We start from the raw sequence: 24446 nt of genomic DNA, 5'->3' as shown, positions 1-24446 counted from the left end.
AGACAAGTAAACGGGTAGTTTAACCAACCCCAATCGACAGACCATCAAAAAGGCTACTTAGACCCTTTAGGGTTTATCCAAAGCGCTTTCGTCGCATTCGACTTGTACAATTTCCTGAGCAAGCTTCGATGAGGCGTTCTCTACTGTATTTCTTTCCGCAGGCTTATTAAGTTGGGCTAAGCTCGCTGAGTCGATTGATGAATTCGAAGCGTGATTCATAAAAACTTTCATTACATGAGAAACGCCTTCTTCTCTGACGCTCCTTAAATCCTCGGCAAAATACTCTCCCCTATTAAATGCTCCGGTAATAATTTCGTATGAAGGAAAGTAGTGAATCTTTTCATGGCTTTTCGCTAATTCATTGGCCGCGACTCTCAAAACAGACTTGGAGTAACTAGTAGCCGATAGCACATGTTCGTCAGGCTCTGCAGTAGCCATCAATGGCACAGGGGATACGGTAAGAATGATCTTTGCCTTACTGTTAATTTCAAACAAACTTTCCACAAACGCAGTCATATCGCTAACTACATCGGAGATAGATTGATTATAGAATTCATATTTTCCTTCGCAGAACTCGCCTCCTTCTACTCCGGGGCAAAGCGGAAAAACAGCTCCGTCCTCCTTAGAGCGCCAACATTCGGTGAGGCCTAGAGTAAATACAAAGACATCCAATTCTTCGAACATCTTACGCGTCAAAAGCAGGTGTTGCTTTCTGTCGAACTCGAGCTCTAGCTCGCTCGCATACCCACCTGGCTGAGTTGTGGGGCGAAAAGGGTCGACATATGCACCATCAGCATCCTTCCAAGCACCCTCTAAAGGAGTAAACTTGCCAAAAGCACGACTAAATAATTGCAATAATTGGCGAGCTGTATAGATGTTGCCATAGCGCGCAGAATAAAGACCATAATTGTTGGCGTTCTTCACTGATTCTGAGAGCAGCGGATGACCAGTCTCAGCTACAAAATAATTATAGCCAGATTTACGTAAATGCCTTGCAATATGCTGCGCAAAACAACTTCCAGCTGTAGCAATCTTCTCGGAGACATCAAGTTTTAACTTGAAGCTACCTCCAACTGGGTCAACTTCGCTTACGGGTACACCAGATACTGAGCGCCGCCAAAAAGATGTGTCAGGAAACTTCTTGTATGGATGACTAGACATATAATACCTATTGGGGCATTTTGTTTGACATTGCACGCAGCTGCTCTAGTACAAGCTTAGCGTAAACTACATTTGCGTGTGTTGCATCGTCGGCATAACAATCAACTGAAAGGAACCCATTAGCATCAAGACCATTTGCCGGCGCCGGTAGAAATTTTATCTTCCAGCTCTTACACGCCTTCTGTAGCGCTATCATCTCGAGCTCCCAAAGCTGCAATCTTAGCTTAGCGGAATTCAATCCGACTTCTGACACCAGCTGATCGCGGTACTTTGAGATTTTTCTCATTATAAAGTCGTTATCGCCTTTCGGTGGAGGGGTTGAGAGATGAAATACATTGCAATTCGCGCGATCAACGAACTGAGATACAGTCTTATTCTTTAACGTTTTTTCGAGAAAAAAATCAATTAATACGGCTTGTGGGATAACTTCTGTATGAGATGCCAGCCCTCCCGAAAAATCATCGTTGTGGACGACCTCAAAGGCCGTCTCGTGCTTAAGAAGCCCGTAGATATTATGCTGTGTACCGGCAAAAGATAGAAAAAGAAAATCGTCGTTTGACAGTGAATCTATTACATCATTGGCTTCATCAAGCGAAGTGTCACCCTGACTCTGCGCACTATTTTCCTTTCTTAACCATCTTACTTCAATATTACTATCGTTACCTTCTATCGCTTTACGCAATGCTCTTGTATGGCTGTCGCCTAAAACTACTATTTTCGGAGTGGAGCTAGTCATTTTTGGTCAACCCATTAGTTTTCTATCACGCAATTCTTTATTGGCGGCATCTAATAGATCATTGGGGGTTGGTTGAGTTAGAACCCACTGGGAGAATCTAGCCAGACCTTCTTCAAGTGATATTAGCTTTTTTAGATGCAAGCACTCTCCCAGTCTTTGAATATCAGCAAAATTATGCCGAATATCCCCTAGTCTAAATTGTTTAGTCACTTTAAGCGGTGACTGGCCTTTAAAGGCTTGGTTTAATCCTTGTGCAACCTCTAAAACACTGGTTTTTACTCCGGAGCCTACGTTAATAACATCGTTTCCGTCTAGCTCGACTGCCGCTGAAAATGCCTTAGCGACGTCATCCACGTGCACAAAATCTCTCGACTCCAATCCATCCTCAAAAATCGGTAACTCTAGACCGAGCCGAATTTTTGTTGAAAAAATAGAAAGAATGCCGGTATAGGGATTTTTAAGCGACTGCCCTTCCCCATATACATTCTGCAAGCGCAGAATCGTGTAGCCTATGCCCAATGATGTACAGGCAATACGAATCAATTCTTCTTGAGTAAATTTTGAAGACGCATAAATAGATGCTGGTTTTGACGGGTCACTTTCTTTGGTGGCAATCGCCTGCAATTCAGCACCACAAGAATCGCAGCTGTACTCCCATTGATGCTGCTGAAGTTGCTCAAGCGCTCTAGACTCAGGGTACACTCTTTTATCGGGACTGCAGCTTTGGCACGCAAAAGCACCTTCGCCGTAGATGGACCGGCTTGAAGCCAGCACTATTTTTTTTACCGCATGATTTTTCGTATTGGCCAGCACATCCATAAGCACCGCGGTGCCCTGCACATTGACTTGAGTGTAATTAGCAATATCGTACATGGACTGGCCCGTTCCAGTCTCAGCGGCAAGATGAATGATCGCCTGTACTTCTTCTAAAGCTTTCTCTACCAAAGTGCGATCAGTTACGCTCCCACGAATAAATTCGACCTTGCCAGAATCAAGCCAGGCTAAACCGCTAGGCACATGGCCATGAATTTGAGGGGAGAGCGAATCCAATACCCTAACCTTATAACCTAAGCCTAACAACATGGGCACAAGATGAGATCCGATAAAACCAGCACCACCGGTTACTAGGATTGTTTTCATAAATTACTCCATTAAAGCAATGCAAACAAAATCAAACCTTTTAATCGGCATTGATACTCTTCTTATCAAACACCACATTGTCGATAATATCATCCAAAGTGAAATCCCTACCCGCATAATGCGCGTACTCATTTCGCCACAATTCGTGATAGTCCACTTCTTGGTAATTTCGAAAATACGGGCCGCCATCGGTGAAGTGTAAAAATTTCGGCTTTCCATCCTGTGGCTCTTTGTACCAATCTACTAACCAATTCCAGCTGAGGGGGATTTCACCAATTTCGCTATCTTCTAGCCACATAAAGCGATGCAAAAAACGCGGTGAAACCTCATTGACCAATTCTGGTGTTATGAGTTTGTTTTTTGGATGATTACAGTTCCACAAAACCACTGAAGACCAGTTTTTTCTGGGATAGATAGTTTGTATCTGCCCATCCAGCTTATATTTATCAGTAGGAACGTGATTGTGCTTTACGCACATCACAGCATATTTATCGTCAGCCAAGTCGAACAGCTCGTTTACATCTGTCAGTGCCAACACATCGTTATCACAAAACAAAACCCAACCGCGATAACCGGCAAGATAGGGAGTGAGAAACCTTGTAATAGAAAACTCTGTGGCCCCCATTTTGTCTGCAGCTCTTGTGTATACCCCTAGATCTCTGAGAGATTGTTGAATAATGGGATAGCAAACAACATCCTTGGATTGGCGTTCTATTGAATGTTTCGCAACTTGGTAGACCACATCCTGATAGGAAGTGTAACCCACAAAAACTTTTCTCATTATCACCTCATTTAAAAATAGTATTGCTTAACTGCTACTTCTCTGATTCCATTCGTCGATAGTACAAATAGGCAAAGCATGCCCCCTCTTCAGCTCCAGAATCTTGTTGCAAGTCCTCCGTATCAGATTTCCATTATGACTTGCCAAAACAATTATCCCTGCACGCGCGGTTATCTCCTCCATTCTTTTGGCTGCCTTTTCCTGAAAAGATGGATCGCCCGCCCCTAACCATTCGTCCATTAAAAGTATTTCTGGATCTAAAGCAGTGGCAACGGAAAATGCAAGTCTCGCCGCCATGCCTTGACTATAAGTATTGAATGGCAGATCAATAAATTCATCAAGCTCACTAAAAGCGATAATCTCATCCATTCGGCGTTCAATATCAGCTTTTGACCAACCGTTAATCAAGCCGCGAAGCAATATATTGCGCCGCCCGGTGGAACAGGGGCGGAAGCCTAAATTAATGTTAAATAGCGCATCGACAGATCCCCGTACAGAAACACGGCCAGCAGAAGGTGTCAGCACGCCATAAATTAGTTTAAGTAAAGTTGTTTTACCTGCACCGTTGCCACCAACAAGACCTAAGCGATCACCCTCTTTTAGGGTGAACGTTACACCATCTAAAGCTCGAACTTCTCCTGAGCTCCCTGTCATTATGAGTCTAGGATCCGCTGAAGTTTTGTTCGTTCTGCTCAGGATGCTCGTTCCTTTAGCTTGAACTTTATATGCAATAGATGCATTTTCACAGACTATCTGAACCATTAGATTACAAACGCAACTCGTTTTTTAAGAGTACCCAAAAGTAAAAACGCAACAAGCCAAAACACTACTGACATCCCAATACACTTTGTCAACACAAGCCAGTCTGGGCTTGCCGACATTAAGGGAGCCCTTACAAGCTCAATATAATACGTGAATGGATTCCAACTATATAGCAAATATCTTATACCACCTGCATTATCATAGACCCAGAAAACAGGTGTCAGAAACATCCCAATCCGCATAATATTTGAAACCAAAAACTGTACATCAGGGAAGAAGGCGCCCACAAAAGCAAAAAAATACACTACCGCTGGTGTGGAGACTATGATCAAAATTAAACCCAAAATGGATATGTACCAGGTTTCTGTAAATGCAAAACCACCAACAAATAACAACGCAATACAACCAACAAAAGCATACACTGCACGAATAACTGATTGCGTCGTCAAGCGAAGAACGTAAACAGTAAGAGGCAATCGAGTTCCTTTAATAAAGCTTTGCTCTTTACCGAACAATACTACACCTTGCGAGATAACTTCAGACATATACAACCAAATCAACAGACCGACTGCAACATGCACTGTATAACCTTCAATATCACCTCCCATCTTAAACACGTAAATAAATGTGCATGCAAATAGGAGGTAGTTGACCAAAAGCCAGAGTGGTCCTAACAACGTTTTTTTGTGTTGATCACCAATATCTTCTTTAGCCAACTCAACCCAGACATCTTTGCGACGAAGCCCATCACCGATATCGTTTAGCGCAATTCTAAATATTTCAATCAACCGAAGACTCCTTTTAAGGCCTGACTTGTCAGCCAAAACAATCCGCCTTCAAAAAAGGGCTTGCGAATTGATCTTTAGATGACAGCACTGGATCAACTTCTAATCCCCATTCGATACCTAAATTACTATCGTTCCAGAGAATATTTCTGTCTGATTCTGGCGCATAGTAGCTGGTTGTTTTGTATAGAAATTCAACATCATCAGTCAACGTAAGAAAACCATGGGCAAATCCTTCCGGAATCCAAAATTGCTTCTTGTTTTCAGCAGAAAGAACTACGCCCTGCCACTTTCCAAAGAAAGGAGAAGAACGCCTGATATCAACTGCCACATCGAAAACCGCACCTTTGACAACCCTTACCAGCTTTCCTTGTGCGTGAGGCGGCAATTGATAGTGCAATCCACGCAGCACCCCCTTTGCGGACTTCGAGTGATTATCCTGAACAAATTCCACAGGGCGGCCCACCGCAGCGTCAAATTTTTCTTTATTGAAACTTTCGTAAAAAAAACCTCGTTCATCACCAAAAACCTCAGGCTCAACCAGCAAAAGGTCGGGGTTTTCAAATCCAGAAATTTTCATTAGTAAACCTTTTCAATCAAAAGTCTTTGCAAATATTTGCCATAGCTATTTTTCAATAGTGGCGCAGCTAGCTTTTCCAGCTGTTCATTTGATATCCAACCCATTCTAAATGCAATTTCTTCGGGGCATGCAACTTTTAAACCCTGCCTGTGCTCCAGGGTTGCTATAAAATGACTGGCTTCAAGAAGCGATTCGTGAGTACCTGTATCCAACCATGCGTAACCTCTTCCCATTATCTCTACGGAAAGCTCCCCCTGTTCAAGGTATGCCCTGTTAATATCCGTAATTTCTAGCTCGCCCCGAGGGGAGGGCTGAACACTTTTTGCAATATCAACAACCTGATTATCATAAAAATACAATCCGGTTACGGCATAACTTGACTTTGGTGTTTCTGGTTTCTCTTCCAAAGTGATGGCTTTACCATTTGCGTCGAACTCTACCACCCCATATCTCTCTGGATCATGTACGTGATAAGCGAACACACTAGCCCCTCTTTTCTTTTGAGACGCATTAGCCAAAAGACTGTCGAAATGGTGTCCGTGATATATGTTGTCCCCCAACACCAATACAGAGGAGCTATTTCCGAGGAAGCTTTCACCGATTATAAATGCTTGAGCTAAACCATCAGGAGAGGCTTGTACTGCATATGAAAGATTAATCCCCCACTTCTCCCCTGTACCAAGAAGCTGTTCGAAACGTGGCGTGTCATGAGGCGTAGAAATAATTAATATATCTCTAATACCAGCAAGCATTAACGTACTTAATGGATAGTAGATCATAGGCTTATCGAACACCGGCAGCAATTGCTTCGAAATAGCTAGTGTTGCGGGATGCAGCCGAGTGCCCGACCCTCCCGCTAGGATAATTCCTTTTCGTTCCATTTGAATAACCTTTTACTTGTAGTGAGATAGGTGTTCTGACAAAAAACGCTGCATGTGGTGCTGCCAGTCTGGCATATCTAAACGAAAAGCCTCAGATAATTTTTGGGTGCTCAGCTTCGAATTAGCTGGCCTCTTGGCAGGAACTGGATAATCCGCAGTTGCAATAGCCTGGACCTCGGCAGAATTCACTTTAAGCGCGACAGTGCACTCTTCGGCCTTTTCTAATACAAACTGCGCATACTGATACCAGCTTACCTCACCTTTCGCAGCAAGATGATATACGCCAGAAAGCGACGTGGCTGCATTTTGATCTTGAAAAATTTTTACTATACACAAAGCAGTAACATCAGCGATCAGCTCGGCAGACGTAGGCGCACCAACCTGATCCGAAACAACCTTTAATGAATCTCGCTCTGACGCCAGCTTTAACATAGTTTTAGCAAAATTTCCCCCACGGCGTGCGTACACCCAACTAGTACGAAAAATTAGATGTTTACACCCACTAGATTGAATAGCCACCTCTCCAGCACGCTTTGTTTTCCCATAAATGCTTTGGGGCGAAGTTATATCACTTTCTTCATAAGCGGATTTTTTTTGACCATCAAACACATAATCTGTTGAATAATGTATCAACCAAATCCCAAGCTCCAGCGCTCTATCGGCGAGCAACCTTACAGCATCTGAGTTGACCAAACGCGCCAGCTCTATATCGGTCTCCGCTTGGTCTACTGCAGTGTAGGCTGCAGCATTGACGATTAAATCAGGAGTCAAACTAGCTAGCTTTTCATTGACTGATGTAAGATCGGAGAAATTTAGCTCTTCTCTGCCCCAGGCAATGATTTCGCCAAGCGGTGCTAATGATCGCTGCAACTCCCAGCCCACCTGCCCATTACATCCGAGTAGTAATATTTTCATGCTTCGTACTGCCTTTCGATCCACTCGCGGTATGAACCATCAATAACGTTCTGCGCCCACATTTGATTCTCTAGATACCATAAAACAGTTTTGCGAATACCAGTTTCAAAGGTCTCTTCAGGCAACCATTCTAACTCACTCTCGATTTTAGATGCATCAATCGCGTAACGAATATCATGACCGGGCCGATCCTTAACAAATGTCACAAGCTCACTATAAGATTTAATATCAGACTTGCGATCCAGAGGTCTGACCTCATCCAAAATCCGACAAATTTCATGCACAACCTGTATATTCTGCCGTTCGTTATGACCGCCGATATTGTAGGTCTCGCCGACAAGCCCTTGTTTTAGCACCTTATACAAAGCTCTGGCGTGGTCCTCTACATACAGCCAATCACGCACTTGATCACCTTTACCGTATACCGGCAATGGTTTTTGGGCGAGCGCATTCATTATAACGAGCGGGATAAGCTTCTCTGGAAAATGGTACGGCCCATAGTTATTGGAGCAATTAGTAACAATGGTAGGCAAGCCATAAGTCCTACGCCATGCTCTAACCAAATGATCAGATGCAGCCTTAGATGCTGAATAAGGTGAGCTCGGATCATACGGTGTATCCTCCCTGAAAAAATCTTCAGGCCCGCCAAGATCGCCGTAAACCTCATCAGTAGATACATGGTGGAATCTAAAATAGCTTTGCTTTTGTTCCGACAATGACCGCCAGTATTTTTTTGCAACATTCAACATATTGAATGTGCCAACGATATTCGTCTGTATAAATTCTGCAGGGCCATCTATAGAGCGATCAACATGACTTTCTGCAGCTAAGTGCATTACCGCATCAGGCTTATGATCAGTAAACACTCTATATAACTCTTCCGCGTCACAAATATCCACTCGTTCAAAAAAGTAACGCTCGCTGTCGGATACAGATAGCAACGACTCCAAATTCCCGGCATAGGTCAGTTTATCTACATTTACAACACTATCTCCGGTATTGTTTATAATGTGGCGAACCACAGCCGAACCTATAAAGCCAGCCCCACCCGTAACGAGTATTTTCATTTTGCAATCCTAAAAGTATTTTTCAGTCTATTCGTTTAGCGCCCCAATGGGGGAAATGCTTTCTTACCAGTGCATTGAGTTCTTTTTCAAACTCGCTGTATTTGCCTGCCTTCCCTACCCCTTTGTGCTCTGTAGCGCTTTCTACCATGCCGGCACCCACTGTTACATTGGTTAGCCTATCTATAACAATGAAGGCACCGGTGGCGCGGTTTTGGCTGTATGGGTCTACCACTACATGCTGGCTTAATTCCAGATTTACCTTGGCGATGTCGTTAAGGGCCAGGTTTTCTACCGTTTCTTTGTTTTGGGTGTTTACATCTATGCGATGCTCAATAGCGTTAACATGGCCGGATACGGTTTTGCCGGCAAATTTGAAGAGGTATTCTTTTGTGGTATCTAGCGGGGCTTCGGCCATCCACACCAAGTGGGCGTTCATGGCATTTGCGGCCACTACTTGATCTACCGCTTTTACCAACATGTCGCCACGGCTAATGTCTATTTCATCTGTAAGGGTAAGGGTTACCGATTGATCTACAAAGGCTTCATCCAGCTCGCCATCTGCGGTAACTATGGCTTTTACCTTGCTGGTTTTACCGCTTGGCAATACTTTAATTTCATCGCCTTTTGCCACCACGCCAGATACAACCGTGCCGCAGAAGCCTCTGAAGTCGAGATTGGGGCGGTTTACATACTGCACAGGGAAGCGGAAATCTGAAAGGTTGCGATCTTCTGCGATGGGTGCGCTTTCCAGTATTTCCATGAGCGTTTGGCCCTGGTACCAATTGGCGCGGGTGCTTCTATCTACAACGTTGTCGCCATCTAGCGCTGAAATGGGCACAAAATACACATCTTGCATGCCCAGCTTTTCTGCAAGCTTTAGGTAATCTGCTTTGATGGACTCAAACTTTTCTTCAGAGAAACCAAGCAAATCCATTTTGTTAATGGCCACAACAATGTGTTTGATACCCAGCAGTGAAGCAATGTAGCTGTGGCGGCGGGTTTGGGTTTGCACGCCGTAGCGGGCATCAATCAAGATGATGGCCAAATCTGCCGTTGACGCACCGGTTACCATGTTGCGGGTGTACTGCTCGTGGCCGGGGGTATCTGCAATAATGAATTTGCGTTTTTCAGTTGAGAAGTAGCGGTAGGCTACATCAATGGTAATGCCCTGCTCCCGCTCTGCCTGCAGGCCATCTACCAATAATGCGAGGTCTATTTTTTCGCCGGTGGTGCCATGCTTGGTGGAATCTTTCTCGATTGCAGCCAGCTGGTCTTCAAAAATCATTTTTGAATCGTGCAGCAGGCGGCCAATGAGTGTTGATTTACCATCGTCTACACTGCCACAGGTAATAAAGCGCAACATTTCTTTGTTTTCATGTTGCTCTAGGTAGGCGTTGATGTCTTCTGCGATTAGGTTTGACTGGTGGGACATAAAATTAGTTAACAGCTTACAGTTTACAGCTTACAGGAAAGGCAAAAACAACCACTTACCCATTTGCGTTTATGTACTGCTGCTCCTCCGTAATTTAATGGTCTAATTTCATTGAGAGAGACGCGATCATTGCAGCTATTTCCTTAGCTTCTTGCTGCCAATGCTTACCTGCATCACCCGGAATGTATTTGATTTTGCGCCCAATATAGGTTTGGGAAATAAATTCAGCCGCTGAACCTTTTGCTATATTGAGGAACCTGCACTTCTCTTTACTGCTATCGCGCTCCCAGCCTTCTGCAATATTGCTGGATATAGACAAGCAGGAACGGGTTATCTGATCTTTAAACCCGTAATCTTTCAGTTGCGCTAGCTCAACATAAACTTGCGAGGCCAGATTTGCGCTTCTCTTCCATACCTCTAAGGTTTCAAACTTCATAAAACTTCCTTGTTATTAAAGTTTACAGCGTACAGTTGACAGCTAAAAGGAAGCGCATTCGCTTGTCCTGTTAGCTGTAAACTCCTTTTCCTGTAAGCTTATTAACGCTTCGCGTTAAAAATATCCTTCCTGTTTTTTCTTTTCCATGCTGCCGGAGCTGTCGCTGTCGATTACCCGGCCCTGGCGTTCGCTGGTTTTGGTTAGCAGCATTTCCTGAATGATTTCGGGCAAGGTGGTGGCTTGTGACTCTACGGCGCCGGTGAGCGGGTAGCAGCCTAAAGTACGGAAGCGCACCATCTTTTCTTCTACTTTATCTTCCGGGCCGATGGGCATGCGCTCGTCATCTACCATGATCATCACGCCATCTTTTTCAACCACTGGGCGCTTGGCGGCAAAGTACAGGGGCACAATGGGAATACCTTCCAGGTGGATGTATTGCCAGATGTCCAGCTCTGTCCAGTTTGATAATGGGAATACGCGGATGCTCTCGCCCTTATCTACCCGGCCGTTGTAGATGTTCCACAATTCGGGGCGCTGGTTCTTTGGGTCCCACCGGTGGTATTTATCGCGGAAGGAATACACGCGCTCTTTTGCGCGGGATTTTTCTTCATCGCGCCTTGCGCCGCCAAAGGCTGCATCAAACCCGTGCTTGGTAAGCGCTTGCTTGAGCGCTTGGGTTTTCATGATGTCTGTGTGTTTGGCACTGCCGTGGGTAAATGGGCCCACGCCCTGCTTCACACCTTCTTCGTTAATGTGAACGATAAGATCCCAACCCAGCTCTTTTTTAACCAGGTTATCCCGGAACTCAATCATCTCTTTGAATTTCCAGGTGGTATCAACATGCATGAGCGGAAACGGTGGTTTACCGGGGTAGAAGGCCTTCATGGTGAGGTGCATCATGACGGCGGAATCTTTACCTACCGAATAGAGCATCACCGGGTTATCAAACTCGGCGGCTACTTCACGAATAATGTGGATGCTTTCAGCTTCAAGCTGCTGCAGGTGAGTGAGTTGATATTTGGAAGTCATAGAGGTCGTAATACCGCTGTCCTTGCTGGTGCGCGCATTTTGCACGCTAGTGCCAGCATATGTCAAAAATGTGGCGGAATTATACGTAAAATCAGCAGGTTAGTCTCTAGGGCTAACCTGCGAATTAGGAATATGACTATGCTTGTTGGTTTAGTTCTGAAAGATTGCTAAGCAATAGATTGTAAAATGCCTGCAAGTGCAGCCGATGGATCTTGCGCCTGGGTAATCGGGCGACCTATTACCATGTAGTTAACCCCCGCGCTCACTGCCTCTGGCGGCGTCATAATGCGCACCTGATCATTTTTTGCACTACCTGCCGGGCGAATACCCGGGGTGACCAAATTAAAACCAGCCCCGGTATTTTGGCGCAAAAGCACTGCCTCTTTTGCAGAACAAACCACGCCATCCAAACCCGCCGATTCCGCTAAACAGGCCAAGCGTACCACCTGTTCATCCAGCGTGCCTTGCACGCCTATCTCCCCCAGCGAATCTGGCTCTGTTGAGGTAAGCACAGTTACTGCAATTAACAAAGGCGCGTCTGCCCCAAACGGCGCTAATGCGGCTTTGGCTTGCGCCATCATGTTAGCGCCGCCCGATGCGTGTACATTTACCATCCACACACCCAAGTCTGCGGCAACCGCCACGGCTTTGGCTACGGTGTTGGGAATGTCATGAAATTTCAGATCCAGAAACACATCAAACCCGCGGGCAACCAATTGCCTAACAAGCGCCGGCCCCTCTGCGGTAAAGAGCTCTTTGCCCACCTTGGCCCGGCAAAGGGATGGGTCTAGTTTGTCTGCCATGGCAAGCGCCTCAGAGGCGTTGGGGTAATCCAGGGCAACAATAATGGGGGATTGGGTGTTGGCGTTTTGCATGAGTTCTGCAAATCTCTGCGGCAGGTTTAATGGCTGCGGGCCCGGCGGCCTGCAAATTCAGGCGCGCATTATACGCCATTTAGCGCGCCTATACGCCCTCTAGGCCTTTGATTGGGGCAAGCGAACTCCAGGTTTTACAGCTGGGGCAAAGCCAGTGCATTTGTTTGCCCATAAAACCGCACTGCCCGCACCGAAAATGCGAGAGGCGCTCTAGCCTGTTGGCCATGGCCTCGAGCGGCAGCAAAATGGGCTGAAACTCTACCTTTTGGGTTGCCAGCAGGTTGAGGTAGGCATCTAACAAGCGCAGATTGGGGTGCTCTTGCAGGGCCACTTTAAGAATTTGCCCCTGCTCTTCAAAGCTGCGGCCTTCAACCAGGGTTAGCTCTGTGAGCACGAAGGCTGCAATGTGGGTTTTGCGCCAGGCTTGCTGTAGCAGCTGAATTACGGGGGGCTTTAGCTTTTCGTACTTTGCCAACCCCTTGAGCAGCGCAAGGCCTGCATACAGTGCATCGGCATCTACCAGCATAAGCGATTCCAGCGAGCTTAACGCCCGCGGGTATTCACCTGCCAGAATGTCTACCTCTGCAGCCAGCAAGTAGCTGCGGGCAAGATTTTTTTGCTGGCTGCGGGCCTGCTTTAACAAGCGGCGGGCAGATACCAAATCCCCCTGGGCCACCGCGAGCGATGCCTGCTCGCAGTAAAAATGTGCCCGCAGGGTTTGCCAGTGGTCTGAGAGTTTCACAAACCAGCCCTTACCCAGGCGATCTACCACCTCGAGTGCTCGCGCCCACTCGCGCTCATCCTGGTAGATATCTACCAATAGTTGGGCAATTTTGTCTTGCTCGCTCTCTTCATCCAGTAACTCCAGCAACAGTCGCTCTGCCCTATCAAGCAGGCCTGCCTGGGCGAAATCTTGTGCCAGCTCTACTTGCGCCTGGCGCTGCTGCTGTTTGGAAAGGCTGGGCCGTGAAATAAGGTTTTGGTGTACGCGAATGGCCCGGCTAACCTCGCCCTTTCTGCGCAACAGGCTGCCTACGGCCAGGTGGGTATCGAGGGTGGCGGGCGTTACATCCAGGCGATGAATAAATTGGTCGAGCCCGGTATCTGGCTCTTCGCGCAAAATGTGGCCAAGATTTTTTAGCAGGTCTTGCTTATTGCCGGCCTGCTGCTCTTCTTCTTCGTCTTCATCGGTGCGACGCTGATAAATCCCCATGATGTAACCACAGAGGATTGCCAGCAAAAGCAGAAGAAATATCAGGGCGTTGGACAAATCTAGTCACCCGTTACAGGAAAGGAGGTCGCTCGCTTTAGCTGCTTTTTTAATTGCCTGTTTTTAATGCGCAGCCGGTACAGGCTGAACTGGGCCACCCCAAGCCCTAGCACCACACCCATGGCGAGCGCCATCAGAATGGCCACACCCGCGCTTACCGAGGGCAGATCATAACCAAACACATGGAGCATAAGGGGGGTTTGGTTATCCCACCCAAACCAGGCACCAAAGATGAGCGCGATGAGAAGTAAAAACAGAGATACAAGCCGGTTAATGGCATTCATAGTTAGGGGTACTGCTGAAGACTTTGATTAACGCGATCGCGCATCTCTTTACCGGGCTTAAAATGGGGCACGTACTTGCCGGGCAGCTCTACTGCCTCGCCGGTTTTGGGGTTGCGCCCTACTCTGGGCTCGCGGTAGTGCAAGGAAAAGCTGCCAAAGCCCCGGATCTCTATGCGGTCACCTGCGGCCAACACATCAGACATGTAATCAAGCAGCAGCTTTACCGTCAACTCTACATCCTTGGCAGACAGTTGATCCTGGCGCTGCGCAATCCGCTCGATTAACTCCGATTTGGTCATTTGAAGCTCCTGCAATGGCGATTTTTGGCGTTTATTATTCTATGCGCGCGAAATAAAACACCAGAATTCAAGCACATAGCGTTATTTTTACACCAGGATTCTACAAATCGCAACTAAATTGCAAGATAACCCACTGTTTTTATTAAAAAAATAGGCGCGCACTGCGCTTTTGGCGCCAGCCGTGTGCTACAAACCCCACAACAGCTAACGGCCAGAATTTATGGTCAGGCACAAAAAAGGGCCGCTAAGCGGCCCTTTTTAACTCATGCATTACAAGACTTATTTGTCTTGGCTCTGCATTTGCGCCTTGATCAAATCGCCAATAGTCGAAGGGCCAGAAGCGGTAGCTTCAGTCTGCTTGCTGCTGTGCTCTTTGATTGCGGCCTTCTCTTCATCAACGTCTTTAGACTTGATAGAGAGGTTGATTACGCGGTTCTTACGGTCAACGTTGATGATTTTGGCTTCTACAGACTCGCCTTCTTTCAACACATTGCGCGCATCTTCAACTTTGTCGCGGCTGATTTCAGACGCTTTCAAGGTTGCTTCTACGTCGTCTGCCAGCACTACAACAGCGCCTTTGGCATCCACTTCTTTAATGGTACCGGTAACAATGGTGCCCTTATCGTTAGTGGCAACGTATTCGCTGAAGGGATCTTGATCCAACTGCTTGATACCAAGAGAAATACGCTCACGCTCTGGGTCGATGGCCAGAATTACAGTTTCCAGCTCGTCGCCTTTCTTGTACTTGCGCACAGCTTCTTCGCCGGCTTCGTTCCAAGAGATATCTGACAGGTGAACCAGGCCGTCGATACCGCCGTCCAGGCCGATAAAGATACCGAAATCGGTAATAGACTTGATTTTGCCAGAGATCTTGTCGCCTTTAGCGAACTGACGGCCAAATGCATCCCATGGGTTTTCCTGACATTGCTTGATACCCAAGGAGATACGACGACGCTCTTCGTCGATATCCAGCACCATCACTTCCACTTCATCACCCACGTTTACAACCTTGGATGGGTGGATGTTTTTGTTGGTCCAATCCATTTCAGACACGTGCACCAGGCCTTCTACGCCCTCTTCCAGCTCGGCAAAGCAGCCGTAGTCTGTGAGGTTGGTAACCACGGCCTTAACCTTGGCACCTTCTGGGTAGCGGTTGGTGATAGCGGCCCATGGATCTTCGCCCAATTGCTTGAGGCCCAGCGATACACGGTTGCGCTCGCGGTCGAACTTCAGCACTTTAACGTCGATTTCGTCACCAACGGCCACGATTTCGCTTGGGTGCTTGATGCGCTTCCACGCCATATCGGTAATGTGCAACAGGCCGTCTACACCGCCCAGATCTACGAAAGCACCGTAGTCGGTCAGGTTCTTAACGATACCCTTAACAGCCATGCCTTCTTGCAGGCTTGCCAGCAGCTCTTCGCGCTCGGCAGAGTTGGCTTGCTCCAGTACCGCACGACGGGAAACAACCACATTGTTGCGCTTCTGATCCAGCTTGATCACTTTGAACTCAAGCTCTTTGCCTTCCAGGTGCGCGGTTTCGCGTACCGGACGCACATCTACCAGTGAACCTGGCAGGAACGCGCGGATGCTGGCAACGTCTACGGTGAAACCACCTTTAACCTTGCCATTGATAACACCGGTAACCACTTCATCAGCAGCGTGTGCAGCTTCCAGCACTTTCCACGCTTCGGCACGCTTGGCCTTCTCGCGGGAAAGACGGGTTTCACCGAAACCGTCTTCTACGGTTTCCAGGGCAACCTGAACCTCATCACCAATAGACAGGGTCAGCTCACCGTTTTCATTCTTGAATTGCTCGGCGGGAATCACGCCTTCAGATTTCAGACCAGCGTGAACAGTCACCCAGTCTTTATCGATATCGATCACAACGCCGGTCACGATAGTGCCGGGGATCATATCAACGGATTTCAAACTTTCTTCAAAGAGTTCTGCAAAGCTTTCGCTCATGAGGCTACCTTTATATACGACACGGAGACCGAGGATGCCCTTGGGGCTGAAATGGGGTCTACCGCTGTACCGCAAAGCCAGTTCTGCGGGCCGGTTAATAAAAACGCCTGGTTGCTTTCTCTCTGGCAAAGCAGCCGGGCGTATCCACCAAAAAACACCTGTAGTGCGGTCAATCGGGCGAGCGGTTGTCGACTACCGCCAAAATCGCATCCTGCACTTCATCAATACCCATTTGCGAGCTATCAATTACGATAGCGTCATCTGCAGGCTTGAGGGGTGAGACCTGTCGATTCATATCCCGCGCATCGCGCGCCTGGATGTCCTCCAGCAAGCGCGGGAGACTAACAGATTCCCCCCGTTGCTTCAACTGATTAAAGCGCCTATTTGCCCGCTCTTCGGCACTGGCGGTAAGGAAGATTTTCACCTGGGCACCGGGAAACACCACCGTACCCATATCGCGGCCGTCGGCCACCAGGCCCGGGGGCTCTGCGAAATCGCGCTGGCGCTGCAACAGGGCCTTACGCACCTCTGGAATTGCTGCCACTTGCGAGGCCACAAGCCCCACTTCTTCAGCCCGTATGGCAAGCCCTACAGATTCGCCTTCAAGGAAGGCCTCAACCCCCTCGCCTGTGGGCTTAAATTGCACGGGCAAACTGCGGGCGATTGCCGCTAAGGCTGCCACATCGGCAAGATCCACCCCTTGGCGAATGCTGCACAAGGCCACCAAACGGTAGAGTGCGCCACTGTCTAGCAGTGCCAAGCCCAGCGCCTGTGCCACCCGCTGGCTGATGGTGCCTTTGCCGGAACCACTGGGGCCATCAATAGTGATAATTAACGCATCACTCACTAGTACTTCCTCAAAAAGCGGGAATTATATCAGTAATGATTTGGTGAGATGGGGTTAAACAGAAGGGAAAAGGAGTTTACAGCAAAATGGGCTAGTTGCGTGCTGTAAACTCAAAAGCGACCCTACGGGACAGATGCCGAAGCTGTAGCCTGCGCGTCATGCCCTGGCTATGGCTCCCTGCCCACAGCAATGGCACCTGACCGGTAGAGTCGCGGGTAACGCTTACTTCAAGGTAATGCGGGTGCGGTTTTTCTCTATGGTGGCCGCGCCTATGCCTTTAACCTCTGCAAGCTGCTCAACCTTTACAAACTTACCCACCTTATTGCGGTATTCAATAATGGCCTGCGCTTTCTTTAAGCCCACACCTTTAAGTGCAGCAGCCAATTGCTCGGCAGTGGCAGTATTGATGTTAACGGTTTGAACTTGTGCGGTTGCTACAGGTTTTTCTGCGGCTGTTGCGACTGCCGGCAAATAAACCGCTACTGATGATGAAACAAGGGCGAGAAACAAGAATGTTGCATTGCGAAATTTACGCATGGGTACACCTCCGTGTGTGTGCTGTTATCCCTAACTTTATTTAAGTGGCTACACCTTTATGCCAGTTGCCGGCTTAACTCCTCACCAGCAATTTCAGAATACGCAAAGCCGCTCAAAAGATCTTGTGGCAAATAGCGTAAAAGTTTGTGGGATATGGCTTACTTCAAACGTACCAATTAGCGGTAAATGAAAGTGCGTCAAGCAAAATAAGCAAAAGTGGTACGCCAGCCTCTGAAAAGCTGGCGCCCATTGCAACAATTACTTGTTGTAGATTTTATCAAGGTGAGCTTTTGCAGCATCTTTTAAATCGTCACGCTCCAGCGCCATATCGATAGTGGCCTGAATATAGCCTTCTTTACTGCCGCAATCGTAACGCCTGCCATCGTAACGGTGCGAATACACACCCTCTTCACTTAACAGTGCAGCTATGCCATCGGTTAACTGAATTTCACCGCCGGCACCCCGTGGCTGGGTGCGGATCTTTCCAAATACACTGGGCGATAAAATGTAGCGGCCTGCAACTGCCAGCGTTGAGGGGGCTTCTTCCGGGTCTGGCTTTTCAACCATGCCGTAAATTTGCGCGGTTTGTTCTTTATTGCCTTTTACATCCAATATTCCGTAGCGAAAGGTATGCGCCTTGGGCACATCCTGCGTGGCGAGCACCGAACCACCGGTACGCTCGTGCACTTCAACCATTTGCTGCAAAATCGGCTTGGCGCCCACCATTAAGTCATCTGCCAGGAGCACTGCAAAAAACTCATCGCCCACCAAGGCTTCAGCGCAACAAATGGCATGCCCCAGCCCCAGGGCTTGCGGCTGGCGCACAAAAATACACTGCATATCGGCAGGCTTAACCGAGCGCACCATCTCCAGCATTTTATGCTTGTTGGCTTGCTCCAGCTCGTGCTCCAGCTCAAAGGCGGTATCGAAATGATCTTCAATGGCACGCTTGTGGCGCCCGGTTACGAAAATCATCTCCCGAATACCTGCAGCATAGGCCTCTTCAACGGCGTACTGGATCAAGGGGCGATCTACTATGGGCAACATTTCCTTTGGGATGGCCTTGGTTGCCGGCAAGAAACGGGTACCCATGCCTGCAACAGGGAAAACTGCCTTTCTAATGGGTTTGGTAGAAGGTGCTGACATCCGTGCCTCCAGTTTGGAAGTGTATTACGCCCTTACCAGGGCAAGAATTTCATCGGTTTTACGCTGCATAAGTGTTGCATCACCACGGGATTCAACATTTAAACGCACCACCGGCTCTGTATTAGACATACGCAAATTAAACCGCCAATCTGCAAAGGCAAGGCTGATGCCATCTGTGCGGTCCACCTCCAACGCCTGCGCCTCGTAATGGGCAAGCACGCGCGCAATGGCGGCCTCTGCATCTGCTACTTTGCTGTTGATTTCACCCGGCGAGGGGTATTTGGCGATGCGCTCTTCCAGCAAGCTTGATAGCGGCTTGTTTTTTACACACAGCAGCTCGGCTACCAGCAACCAGGGGATCATGCCGCTATCGCAATAGAAGAAATCGCGGAAGTAATGGTGCGCGCTCATTTCGCCGCCGTAAACGGCATCTTCTGCGCGCATTTTCTCTTTGATAAACGCATGGCCTGTTTTCGATTGAATCGCCAAGCCCCCGATACTTGCCGCAACATCTTGGGTATTCCACGTTAAGCGCGGGTCGTGAATCACTTTTTGGCCCGGGTATTTACGCAGAAAGGCTTCGGCCAATAAGCCTACAATGTAGTAGCCCTCTACAAAATCGCCCCGCTCATCAAACAAAAAACAACGATCAAAATCGCCATCCCAGGCGATGCCCATGTCTGCACCCTGCTCACGCACGGCATCGATGGTGGCCTGGCGGTTATCTACCTCTAACGGGTTAGGAATACCATTGGGGAAGTTTCCATCGGGTTCATGCTGGATTTTGATTAACTCGAATGGCAGGTGCGGCTCTATGGCATCTACCACGTGGCCGGCAGCGCCATTGCCTGCGTTTACCACAAGCTTGAGTGGCTTAAGTTTTTCGGCATTAACATAACCGAGCAGGTGCTTCACATACGCATCTATTACTTCAACCTTGCGCAAACTGCCTTTTGTGGCGGCAATCTCACCATAGCTGCCCTCTTCTGCCAGGCGTTTGATATCCAGCAAGCCTGTATCGTTACTGATTGGACGCGAACCTTCGCGCACCATTTTCATGCCGTTGTAGTCGATGGGGTTGTGGCTGGCAGTAACCACCACGCCGCCATCTACTTGCAGGTGGCTGGTGGCAAAATAGATTTCTTCGGTGCCGCACAGGCCAATATCAGCTACGTTCACACCGCTATCCATCAAGCCTTGCGCAAAGGAAAGCTTTAACGACTCGCTGGTAAGCCGAACATCGCCACCCACAACCACTTCTTTTGGCTTTAGGTAGTGGGCGTAGGCGCGGCCAATGCGGTAGGCGATGTCGTCATTTAACTCTGTGCCTAGCTTGCCGCGAATATCGTAGGCTTTAAAGCAGGTCAGCTTTTCCATTAATAAAAAATCCTTGTTGCGAACTTGATAGCTAATCAGCAGGTAACAGTTAAATATTGCGCCACGGGTAAAGAGTAACACCCGCGGCGCTTTGCCTTTAGGGCGATACAGCCAGATTCATGCCAACTTCTGTAGCAAGCTCTGTGAAGTTGGGAAAAGAGGTGGCCACATTCGCACAATTTTTAATGACAATTGGGGCGGTTGCGCGCAGCGATGCCACGGCAAACGCCATGGCAATGCGGTGATCGCCGTGGCTTTCAACTTCACCGCCACCAATGGTGCCGCCCTCTATCACTATGCCATCGGACGTTGGCTTGGCAACCACGCCCAAGGTGATCAGGCCGTCTGCCATAGACTGGATGCGATCGCTTTCTTTAACACGTAATTCTTCCGCGCCAGTTAATACCGTGGTGCCTTCAGCGCAGCTGGCCGCCACAAACAGCACCGGGAATTCATCAATCGCCAGCGGCACTTGATCTTCAGGGATGTTAATGCCCTTTAATGGTGCATATTTTACGCGTAAGTCTGCCACTGGTTCACCGCCTACTTCCCGGGCATTCTGCACTTCAATATTTGCACCCATTTCGCGCAAAATGTTAATCACACCCACGCGCGTGGGGTTCATGCCCACATGCAAGAGCGTTAAGTCGCTATCGGGCGTGATAGAGGCCGCAACCAGGAAAAACGCTGCAGAGGAAATATCTGCAGGTACATCAATCTTGCCACCGGCAAGCTTGCCGCCACCGCTTAATTTTGCCGTAGCACCTAGCGAGGCAACCTCGTAGCCGAAACCACGAAGCATGCGCTCGGTGTGATCCCGCGTTGGCGCAGGCTCTGTTACCTGGGTTTCACCCTCGGCATATAAACCTGCCAGCAATACGCAAGATTTCACCTGCGCCGATGCCATCGGCAATGTGTAGTTAATGGGGTTCAGCTTGGCGCCGCCTTTAATAACCAAAGGCGGCAAGCCTTTTTCGCCCTCGGCGCTGATGTTCGCACCCATGCTTTGCAGCGGCTTCACCACACGGTTCATGGGGCGCTTTGAGAGCGATTCATCACCGGTAAGTACGCTGTCAAACTGCTGGCCTGCCAAAATGCCCGCCAACAATCGCATTGAAGTACCCGAATTGCCCACATAAAGCGGGCCGGCGGGCGGCTTCAGGCCATTGAGGCCAACGCCATGAATTTTTACTTTACCGTTAACCGGGCCTTCAATAACCACGCCCATATCGCGAAAAGCCTGAAGTGTTGCAAGGGCGTCTTCACCCTCCAAAAACCCTTCTACTTCTGTAATGCCGTTGGCGAGTGAGCCCAGCATGATAGAGCGATGCGACATGGATTTATCGCCGGGAACACGAATTTTGCCCTGTACGTTGCCGCCGGGCTGCATGATATATGTGACTTCTTTGCTTTGCATTTTGGGTACAAACGCCTGTTTATTTATTAATCGAGTAAAATGATCTCTCGCTTCTTTTGCCCGGGTAAAAACCCCGAGCATATATTCGCCATCATCTGCTGCGATGGCTCTACGTAAACGCGCAAGATTTGCAGTAAACAAATCGAGCGATGCCAACACGCATTCGCGGTTGGCTTTCATGATGTCGTGCCACATGAGCGGGTCGCTGGAGGCAATACGGGTGAAATCTCTAAAGCCGCCGGCTGCATATTTAAAAATATCGGCGTTATCTGAATCGTGCGCCAGGGTATCTACCAGCGAGTAGGCGATGGCGTGAGGCAAATGGCTGGTGGAGGCCAGTACATCGTCGTGCACATCTATGGGCATCTCTACCACATCGCCGCCCACTGCTCGCCACATTTCAACCACACGCTGCAAATGCACCGGTGAGGTTTCAGCCTGGGGCGTTAAAATAATGCGGTGCCGCTCATACAAGGATGGATTAACCGCAGTAACACCGCTTTTTTCGGAACCCGCAATGGGGTGGCCAAGCACCAGCTGTGGTGGCACAGCACCATAGGCTTCAAGCACTGCCTGGGCCACACTGCCTTTTACAGAAGCGCCATCAGTGATGGTGACACTTGCCGGCAGAAACCGTGCACATTCATGCAGCACCTTGGCAACACTGAGCGTTGGCACGGCAATGAAAACCAGATCACCCTCGCCTAGCTCTGGCGCTACCTCTTCTAGGCTTAGAAAACCGCGATCGATAACACCCAAGGCTTTCGCTTGTGTAATTGTTTGCATGCTGCGGGCTATGCCAATGACTTCCCGGCAGCCGCCGCGGGCTTTTAGGCCCGCAGCCAAGCTTGAGCCAATCAAGCCAATGCCAATAACCACAAGCTTGTTTACCACAACCTGTGCAGCAGGCTGTGATGACTGATGCAAAGCCGTTGATGCAGCGCTTGAAGTGCCCATGAATTACACCGCCCCACCTTGTGCTGCAACTGTGTACTCAAGCAAACCCTTGCGCGACATAAATTCAATCACAAGCGCTATACACTCTTGCTCGCTGCAATTTGCGGTATCTATTACCAAATCTGGCGCCTGCGGCTCCTCATAGGCGGAATCTATGCCGGTGAACTGCTGCAGCTGCCCGCGCCGCGCTTTTTTGTAGAGGCCCTTTGGGTCGCGCTGCTCGCAAACCGATAAGGGTGCACGCACATAGATTTCAAAAAATTGGCCTGCCGGAAACTTTTCACGCACAAGCTTTCTATCTGCACGAAAGGGGGAAATAAAGGCACTTAATACAATGAGGCCTGCATCTACCATCAGGCGCCCCACTTCACCAATACGCCGGATATTTTCAACGCGATCTGCATCACTGAAGCCTAAATCTGCGCTTAAACCGTGGCGCACATTATCGCCATCTAACAGGTAGGAGTGCTTGTTGCGTTCATAAAGGGCTAACGCCACACCGTTGGCGATGGTTGATTTACCGGCACCACTAAGCCCGGTAAACCATATCAAACAGGGGCTTTGCTGCTTTTGCGCCGCATGGTTTGATTGGTTAAGGCTATGGTCGTGCCAGGTTAGAAAGCGCTCATTCACTTACAGAACGCCTTTGGGGTAAGAGCCCAGAATCTTTAAATCTGAAACCCGCTCAGACACTTCGCCCAAAGCAGATTGAACCGGCTGCTCATTTACATGGCCTTTGAAATCAATAAAGAACACGTATGTCCAGGCGCCACTGCGTGATGGCCGGGTTTCCACGCGGGTTAAATCCACCTTGTGACGCTGGAAAGGCTCCAGCAAATCGTGCAGTGCACCGGGCGAGTTTTTTACCGCCACCACAATGGAGGTTTTATCTTCGCCGCTTGGCGGCACCTGATCGGTACCAATAATGAGAAATCGGGTTGAGTTATCGGGCTCGTCTTCAATTTTTTCAGCAAGCACCTGCAAACCGTAAAGCTCGGCCGCCATTTCGCCCGCAATGGCCGCCGCGTTCCACTCGCCTTTAATGCGCTTTGCAGCTTCGGCATTGGAGTTAACCGCAATGCGCTCAGCCTTAGGGTAATGGGCATCCAGCCACTTGCGGCATTGGGCCAAAGATTGCGAGTGTGAATAAATACGGGTAATGGAATCAGTATGGGTGACATCAGACACCATCAAGTGGTGATGGATGCGCAGCTCAACTTCGCCGCAAATTTTCAGGTTAGAGCCAATAAAGTTATCAAGGGTGTGGGTAACCACGCCTTCCGTTGAGTTTTCAACAGGCACTACGCCGTAGTTAACGGCACCGGCTTCAACCTCGCGGAACACTTGATCTATGGCAGACATAGGCCGGGTGACGGCGCTATTGCCAAAATGCTTGAGCGCCGCCTGCTGGGTGAAGGTGCCCTCAGGCCCAAGAAACGCCACTTTAATAGGCTCTTCAAGTGCCAGGCAGGCAGACATGATCTCCCTGAACAGCCGGGCCACCTCTTCATCGCCCAAGGGGCCTTTATTGCGCTCCATGGCGCGGCGCAACACCTGCGCCTCACGCTCCGGCCGGTAGTAGATTACCTGTTGGTCGCCCGCGGCTTTTTTAACTTCAGCCACAGCTTGCGCGCACAGGGCGCGCTCGCTGATCAACTGGCCAATTTGCTCGTCTATTGCATCTATTCGATCCCGCAAGGCTAGCAGCTGCTGCTGGGTATCGTTTTTTTCGCGTTCCTGATCGCTCGCCATAACTCTTAGCTC

Annotated in this window: 25 protein-coding genes; all 25 read right to left on the bottom strand. The window is 48.8% G+C overall.

Translation table 11 applies throughout. The features are described 5' to 3' along the window. Positions 1-66: 66 nt before the first annotated feature. Complete coding sequence (locus tag L1F30_RS08395) at positions 67-1161, bottom strand: GSCFA domain-containing protein (protein WP_253361580.1); 1095 nt, start codon at positions 1159-1161, stop codon at positions 67-69. A gap of 7 nt (positions 1162-1168) precedes the next feature. After that, positions 1169-1897 (bottom strand): hypothetical protein, encoded by a 729-nt coding sequence (locus L1F30_RS08390; protein ID WP_253361578.1) that lies wholly within the window; start codon positions 1895-1897, stop codon positions 1169-1171. A 6-nt stretch (positions 1898-1903) separates the two neighbouring features. Further along, a complete protein-coding gene (locus L1F30_RS08385; RefSeq protein WP_253361576.1) occupies positions 1904-3037 on the bottom strand; it encodes an NAD-dependent epimerase/dehydratase family protein in 1134 nt (377 codons plus the stop codon). Positions 3038-3077: 40 nt separating this feature from the next. Then, positions 3078-3818 carry a hypothetical protein gene (locus L1F30_RS08380; RefSeq protein ID WP_253361574.1) on the bottom strand — a complete coding sequence of 247 codons (741 nt, stop codon included), beginning with the start codon at positions 3816-3818 and terminating at the stop codon, positions 3078-3080. A 27-nt stretch (positions 3819-3845) separates the two neighbouring features. Then, positions 3846-4580, bottom strand: coding sequence for an ABC transporter ATP-binding protein (locus tag L1F30_RS08375; RefSeq protein ID WP_253361572.1), 735 nt, complete (start codon positions 4578-4580; stop codon positions 3846-3848). Then, complete coding sequence (locus L1F30_RS08370) at positions 4580-5368, bottom strand: ABC transporter permease (RefSeq protein WP_253361570.1); 789 nt, start codon at positions 5366-5368, stop codon at positions 4580-4582. Before L1F30_RS08370 ends, L1F30_RS08375 begins: the two co-directional genes overlap by 1 nt. 28 nt (positions 5369-5396) lie before the next feature. After that, a complete protein-coding gene (rfbC, locus tag L1F30_RS08365) occupies positions 5397-5945 on the bottom strand; it encodes a dTDP-4-dehydrorhamnose 3,5-epimerase (protein ID WP_253361568.1) in 549 nt (182 codons plus the stop codon). Continuing rightward, positions 5945-6826, bottom strand: coding sequence for a glucose-1-phosphate thymidylyltransferase RfbA (gene rfbA / locus L1F30_RS08360; protein ID WP_253361566.1), 882 nt, complete (start codon positions 6824-6826; stop codon positions 5945-5947). Before rfbA ends, rfbC begins: the two co-directional genes overlap by 1 nt. Positions 6827-6838: 12 nt before the next feature. Continuing rightward, entirely contained in the window at positions 6839-7741 is a 903-nt protein-coding gene (rfbD, locus tag L1F30_RS08355) for a dTDP-4-dehydrorhamnose reductase (RefSeq protein ID WP_253361564.1), read from the bottom strand. After that, positions 7738-8808 carry a dTDP-glucose 4,6-dehydratase gene (rfbB, locus tag L1F30_RS08350; RefSeq protein ID WP_253361562.1) on the bottom strand — a complete coding sequence of 357 codons (1071 nt, stop codon included), beginning with the start codon at positions 8806-8808 and terminating at the stop codon, positions 7738-7740. The genes rfbD and rfbB overlap by 4 nt, the downstream gene beginning before the upstream one ends. Positions 8809-8830: 22 nt before the next feature. After that, a complete protein-coding gene (gene cysN, locus L1F30_RS08345) occupies positions 8831-10240 on the bottom strand; it encodes a sulfate adenylyltransferase subunit CysN (RefSeq protein WP_253361560.1) in 1410 nt (469 codons plus the stop codon). 94 nt (positions 10241-10334) lie between these two features. Continuing rightward, positions 10335-10676: a four helix bundle protein gene (locus L1F30_RS08340; RefSeq protein WP_253361558.1), complete on the bottom strand. Its 342-nt coding sequence runs from the start codon at positions 10674-10676 to the stop codon at positions 10335-10337. A gap of 114 nt (positions 10677-10790) precedes the next feature. After that, a complete protein-coding gene (gene cysD, locus L1F30_RS08335) occupies positions 10791-11705 on the bottom strand; it encodes a sulfate adenylyltransferase subunit CysD (RefSeq protein ID WP_253361556.1) in 915 nt (304 codons plus the stop codon). A 167-nt stretch (positions 11706-11872) separates the two neighbouring features. Next, a complete protein-coding gene (pyrF, locus tag L1F30_RS08330; protein WP_253361554.1) occupies positions 11873-12580 on the bottom strand; it encodes an orotidine-5'-phosphate decarboxylase in 708 nt (235 codons plus the stop codon). A gap of 88 nt (positions 12581-12668) precedes the next feature. Next, positions 12669-13793: a tetratricopeptide repeat protein gene (locus L1F30_RS08325; protein WP_253361552.1), complete on the bottom strand. Its 1125-nt coding sequence runs from the start codon at positions 13791-13793 to the stop codon at positions 12669-12671. A gap of 59 nt (positions 13794-13852) precedes the next feature. Next, positions 13853-14134, bottom strand: a complete 282-nt coding sequence (locus L1F30_RS08320; RefSeq protein ID WP_253361550.1) for a LapA family protein — start codon at positions 14132-14134, stop codon at positions 13853-13855. A 2-nt stretch (positions 14135-14136) separates the two neighbouring features. Next, positions 14137-14433 (bottom strand): integration host factor subunit beta, encoded by a 297-nt coding sequence (ihfB, locus tag L1F30_RS08315; RefSeq protein ID WP_253361548.1) that lies wholly within the window; start codon positions 14431-14433, stop codon positions 14137-14139. Positions 14434-14712: 279 nt separating this feature from the next. Then, on the bottom strand, positions 14713-16401 hold the full coding sequence (gene rpsA, locus L1F30_RS08310) for a 30S ribosomal protein S1 (protein ID WP_253361546.1): 1689 nt from the start codon (positions 16399-16401) through the stop codon (positions 14713-14715). 169 nt (positions 16402-16570) lie between these two features. Beyond that, entirely contained in the window at positions 16571-17248 is a 678-nt protein-coding gene (gene cmk / locus L1F30_RS08305) for a (d)CMP kinase (protein WP_253361544.1), read from the bottom strand. Between the two features lie 222 nt (positions 17249-17470). Beyond that, on the bottom strand, positions 17471-17785 hold the full coding sequence (locus L1F30_RS17595; RefSeq protein ID WP_371922655.1) for a ComEA family DNA-binding protein: 315 nt from the start codon (positions 17783-17785) through the stop codon (positions 17471-17473). Between the two features lie 258 nt (positions 17786-18043). Further along, positions 18044-18931, bottom strand: a complete 888-nt coding sequence (galU, locus tag L1F30_RS08295; protein ID WP_253361542.1) for a UTP--glucose-1-phosphate uridylyltransferase GalU — start codon at positions 18929-18931, stop codon at positions 18044-18046. Between the two features lie 24 nt (positions 18932-18955). After that, a complete protein-coding gene (locus L1F30_RS08290; RefSeq protein ID WP_253361540.1) occupies positions 18956-20308 on the bottom strand; it encodes a phosphomannomutase CpsG in 1353 nt (450 codons plus the stop codon). A gap of 97 nt (positions 20309-20405) precedes the next feature. Next, the gene (locus L1F30_RS08285; protein ID WP_253361538.1) at positions 20406-22682 is read right to left on the bottom strand and encodes a bifunctional prephenate dehydrogenase/3-phosphoshikimate 1-carboxyvinyltransferase; all 2277 of its coding nucleotides are present in this window, start codon (positions 22680-22682) and stop codon (positions 20406-20408) included. Between the two features lie 3 nt (positions 22683-22685). Continuing rightward, a complete protein-coding gene (gene cysC / locus L1F30_RS08280; RefSeq protein ID WP_253361536.1) occupies positions 22686-23315 on the bottom strand; it encodes an adenylyl-sulfate kinase in 630 nt (209 codons plus the stop codon). Next, positions 23316-24434, bottom strand: coding sequence for a prephenate dehydratase (gene pheA, locus L1F30_RS08275; RefSeq protein ID WP_253361534.1), 1119 nt, complete (start codon positions 24432-24434; stop codon positions 23316-23318). Positions 24435-24446 lie beyond the last annotated feature (12 nt).

Source organism: Simiduia sp. 21SJ11W-1 (genome assembly GCF_024138675.1).
Lineage (GTDB): Bacteria > Pseudomonadota > Gammaproteobacteria > Pseudomonadales > Cellvibrionaceae > Simiduia.
This window is presented reverse-complemented; position numbering and strand designations above follow the sequence as displayed.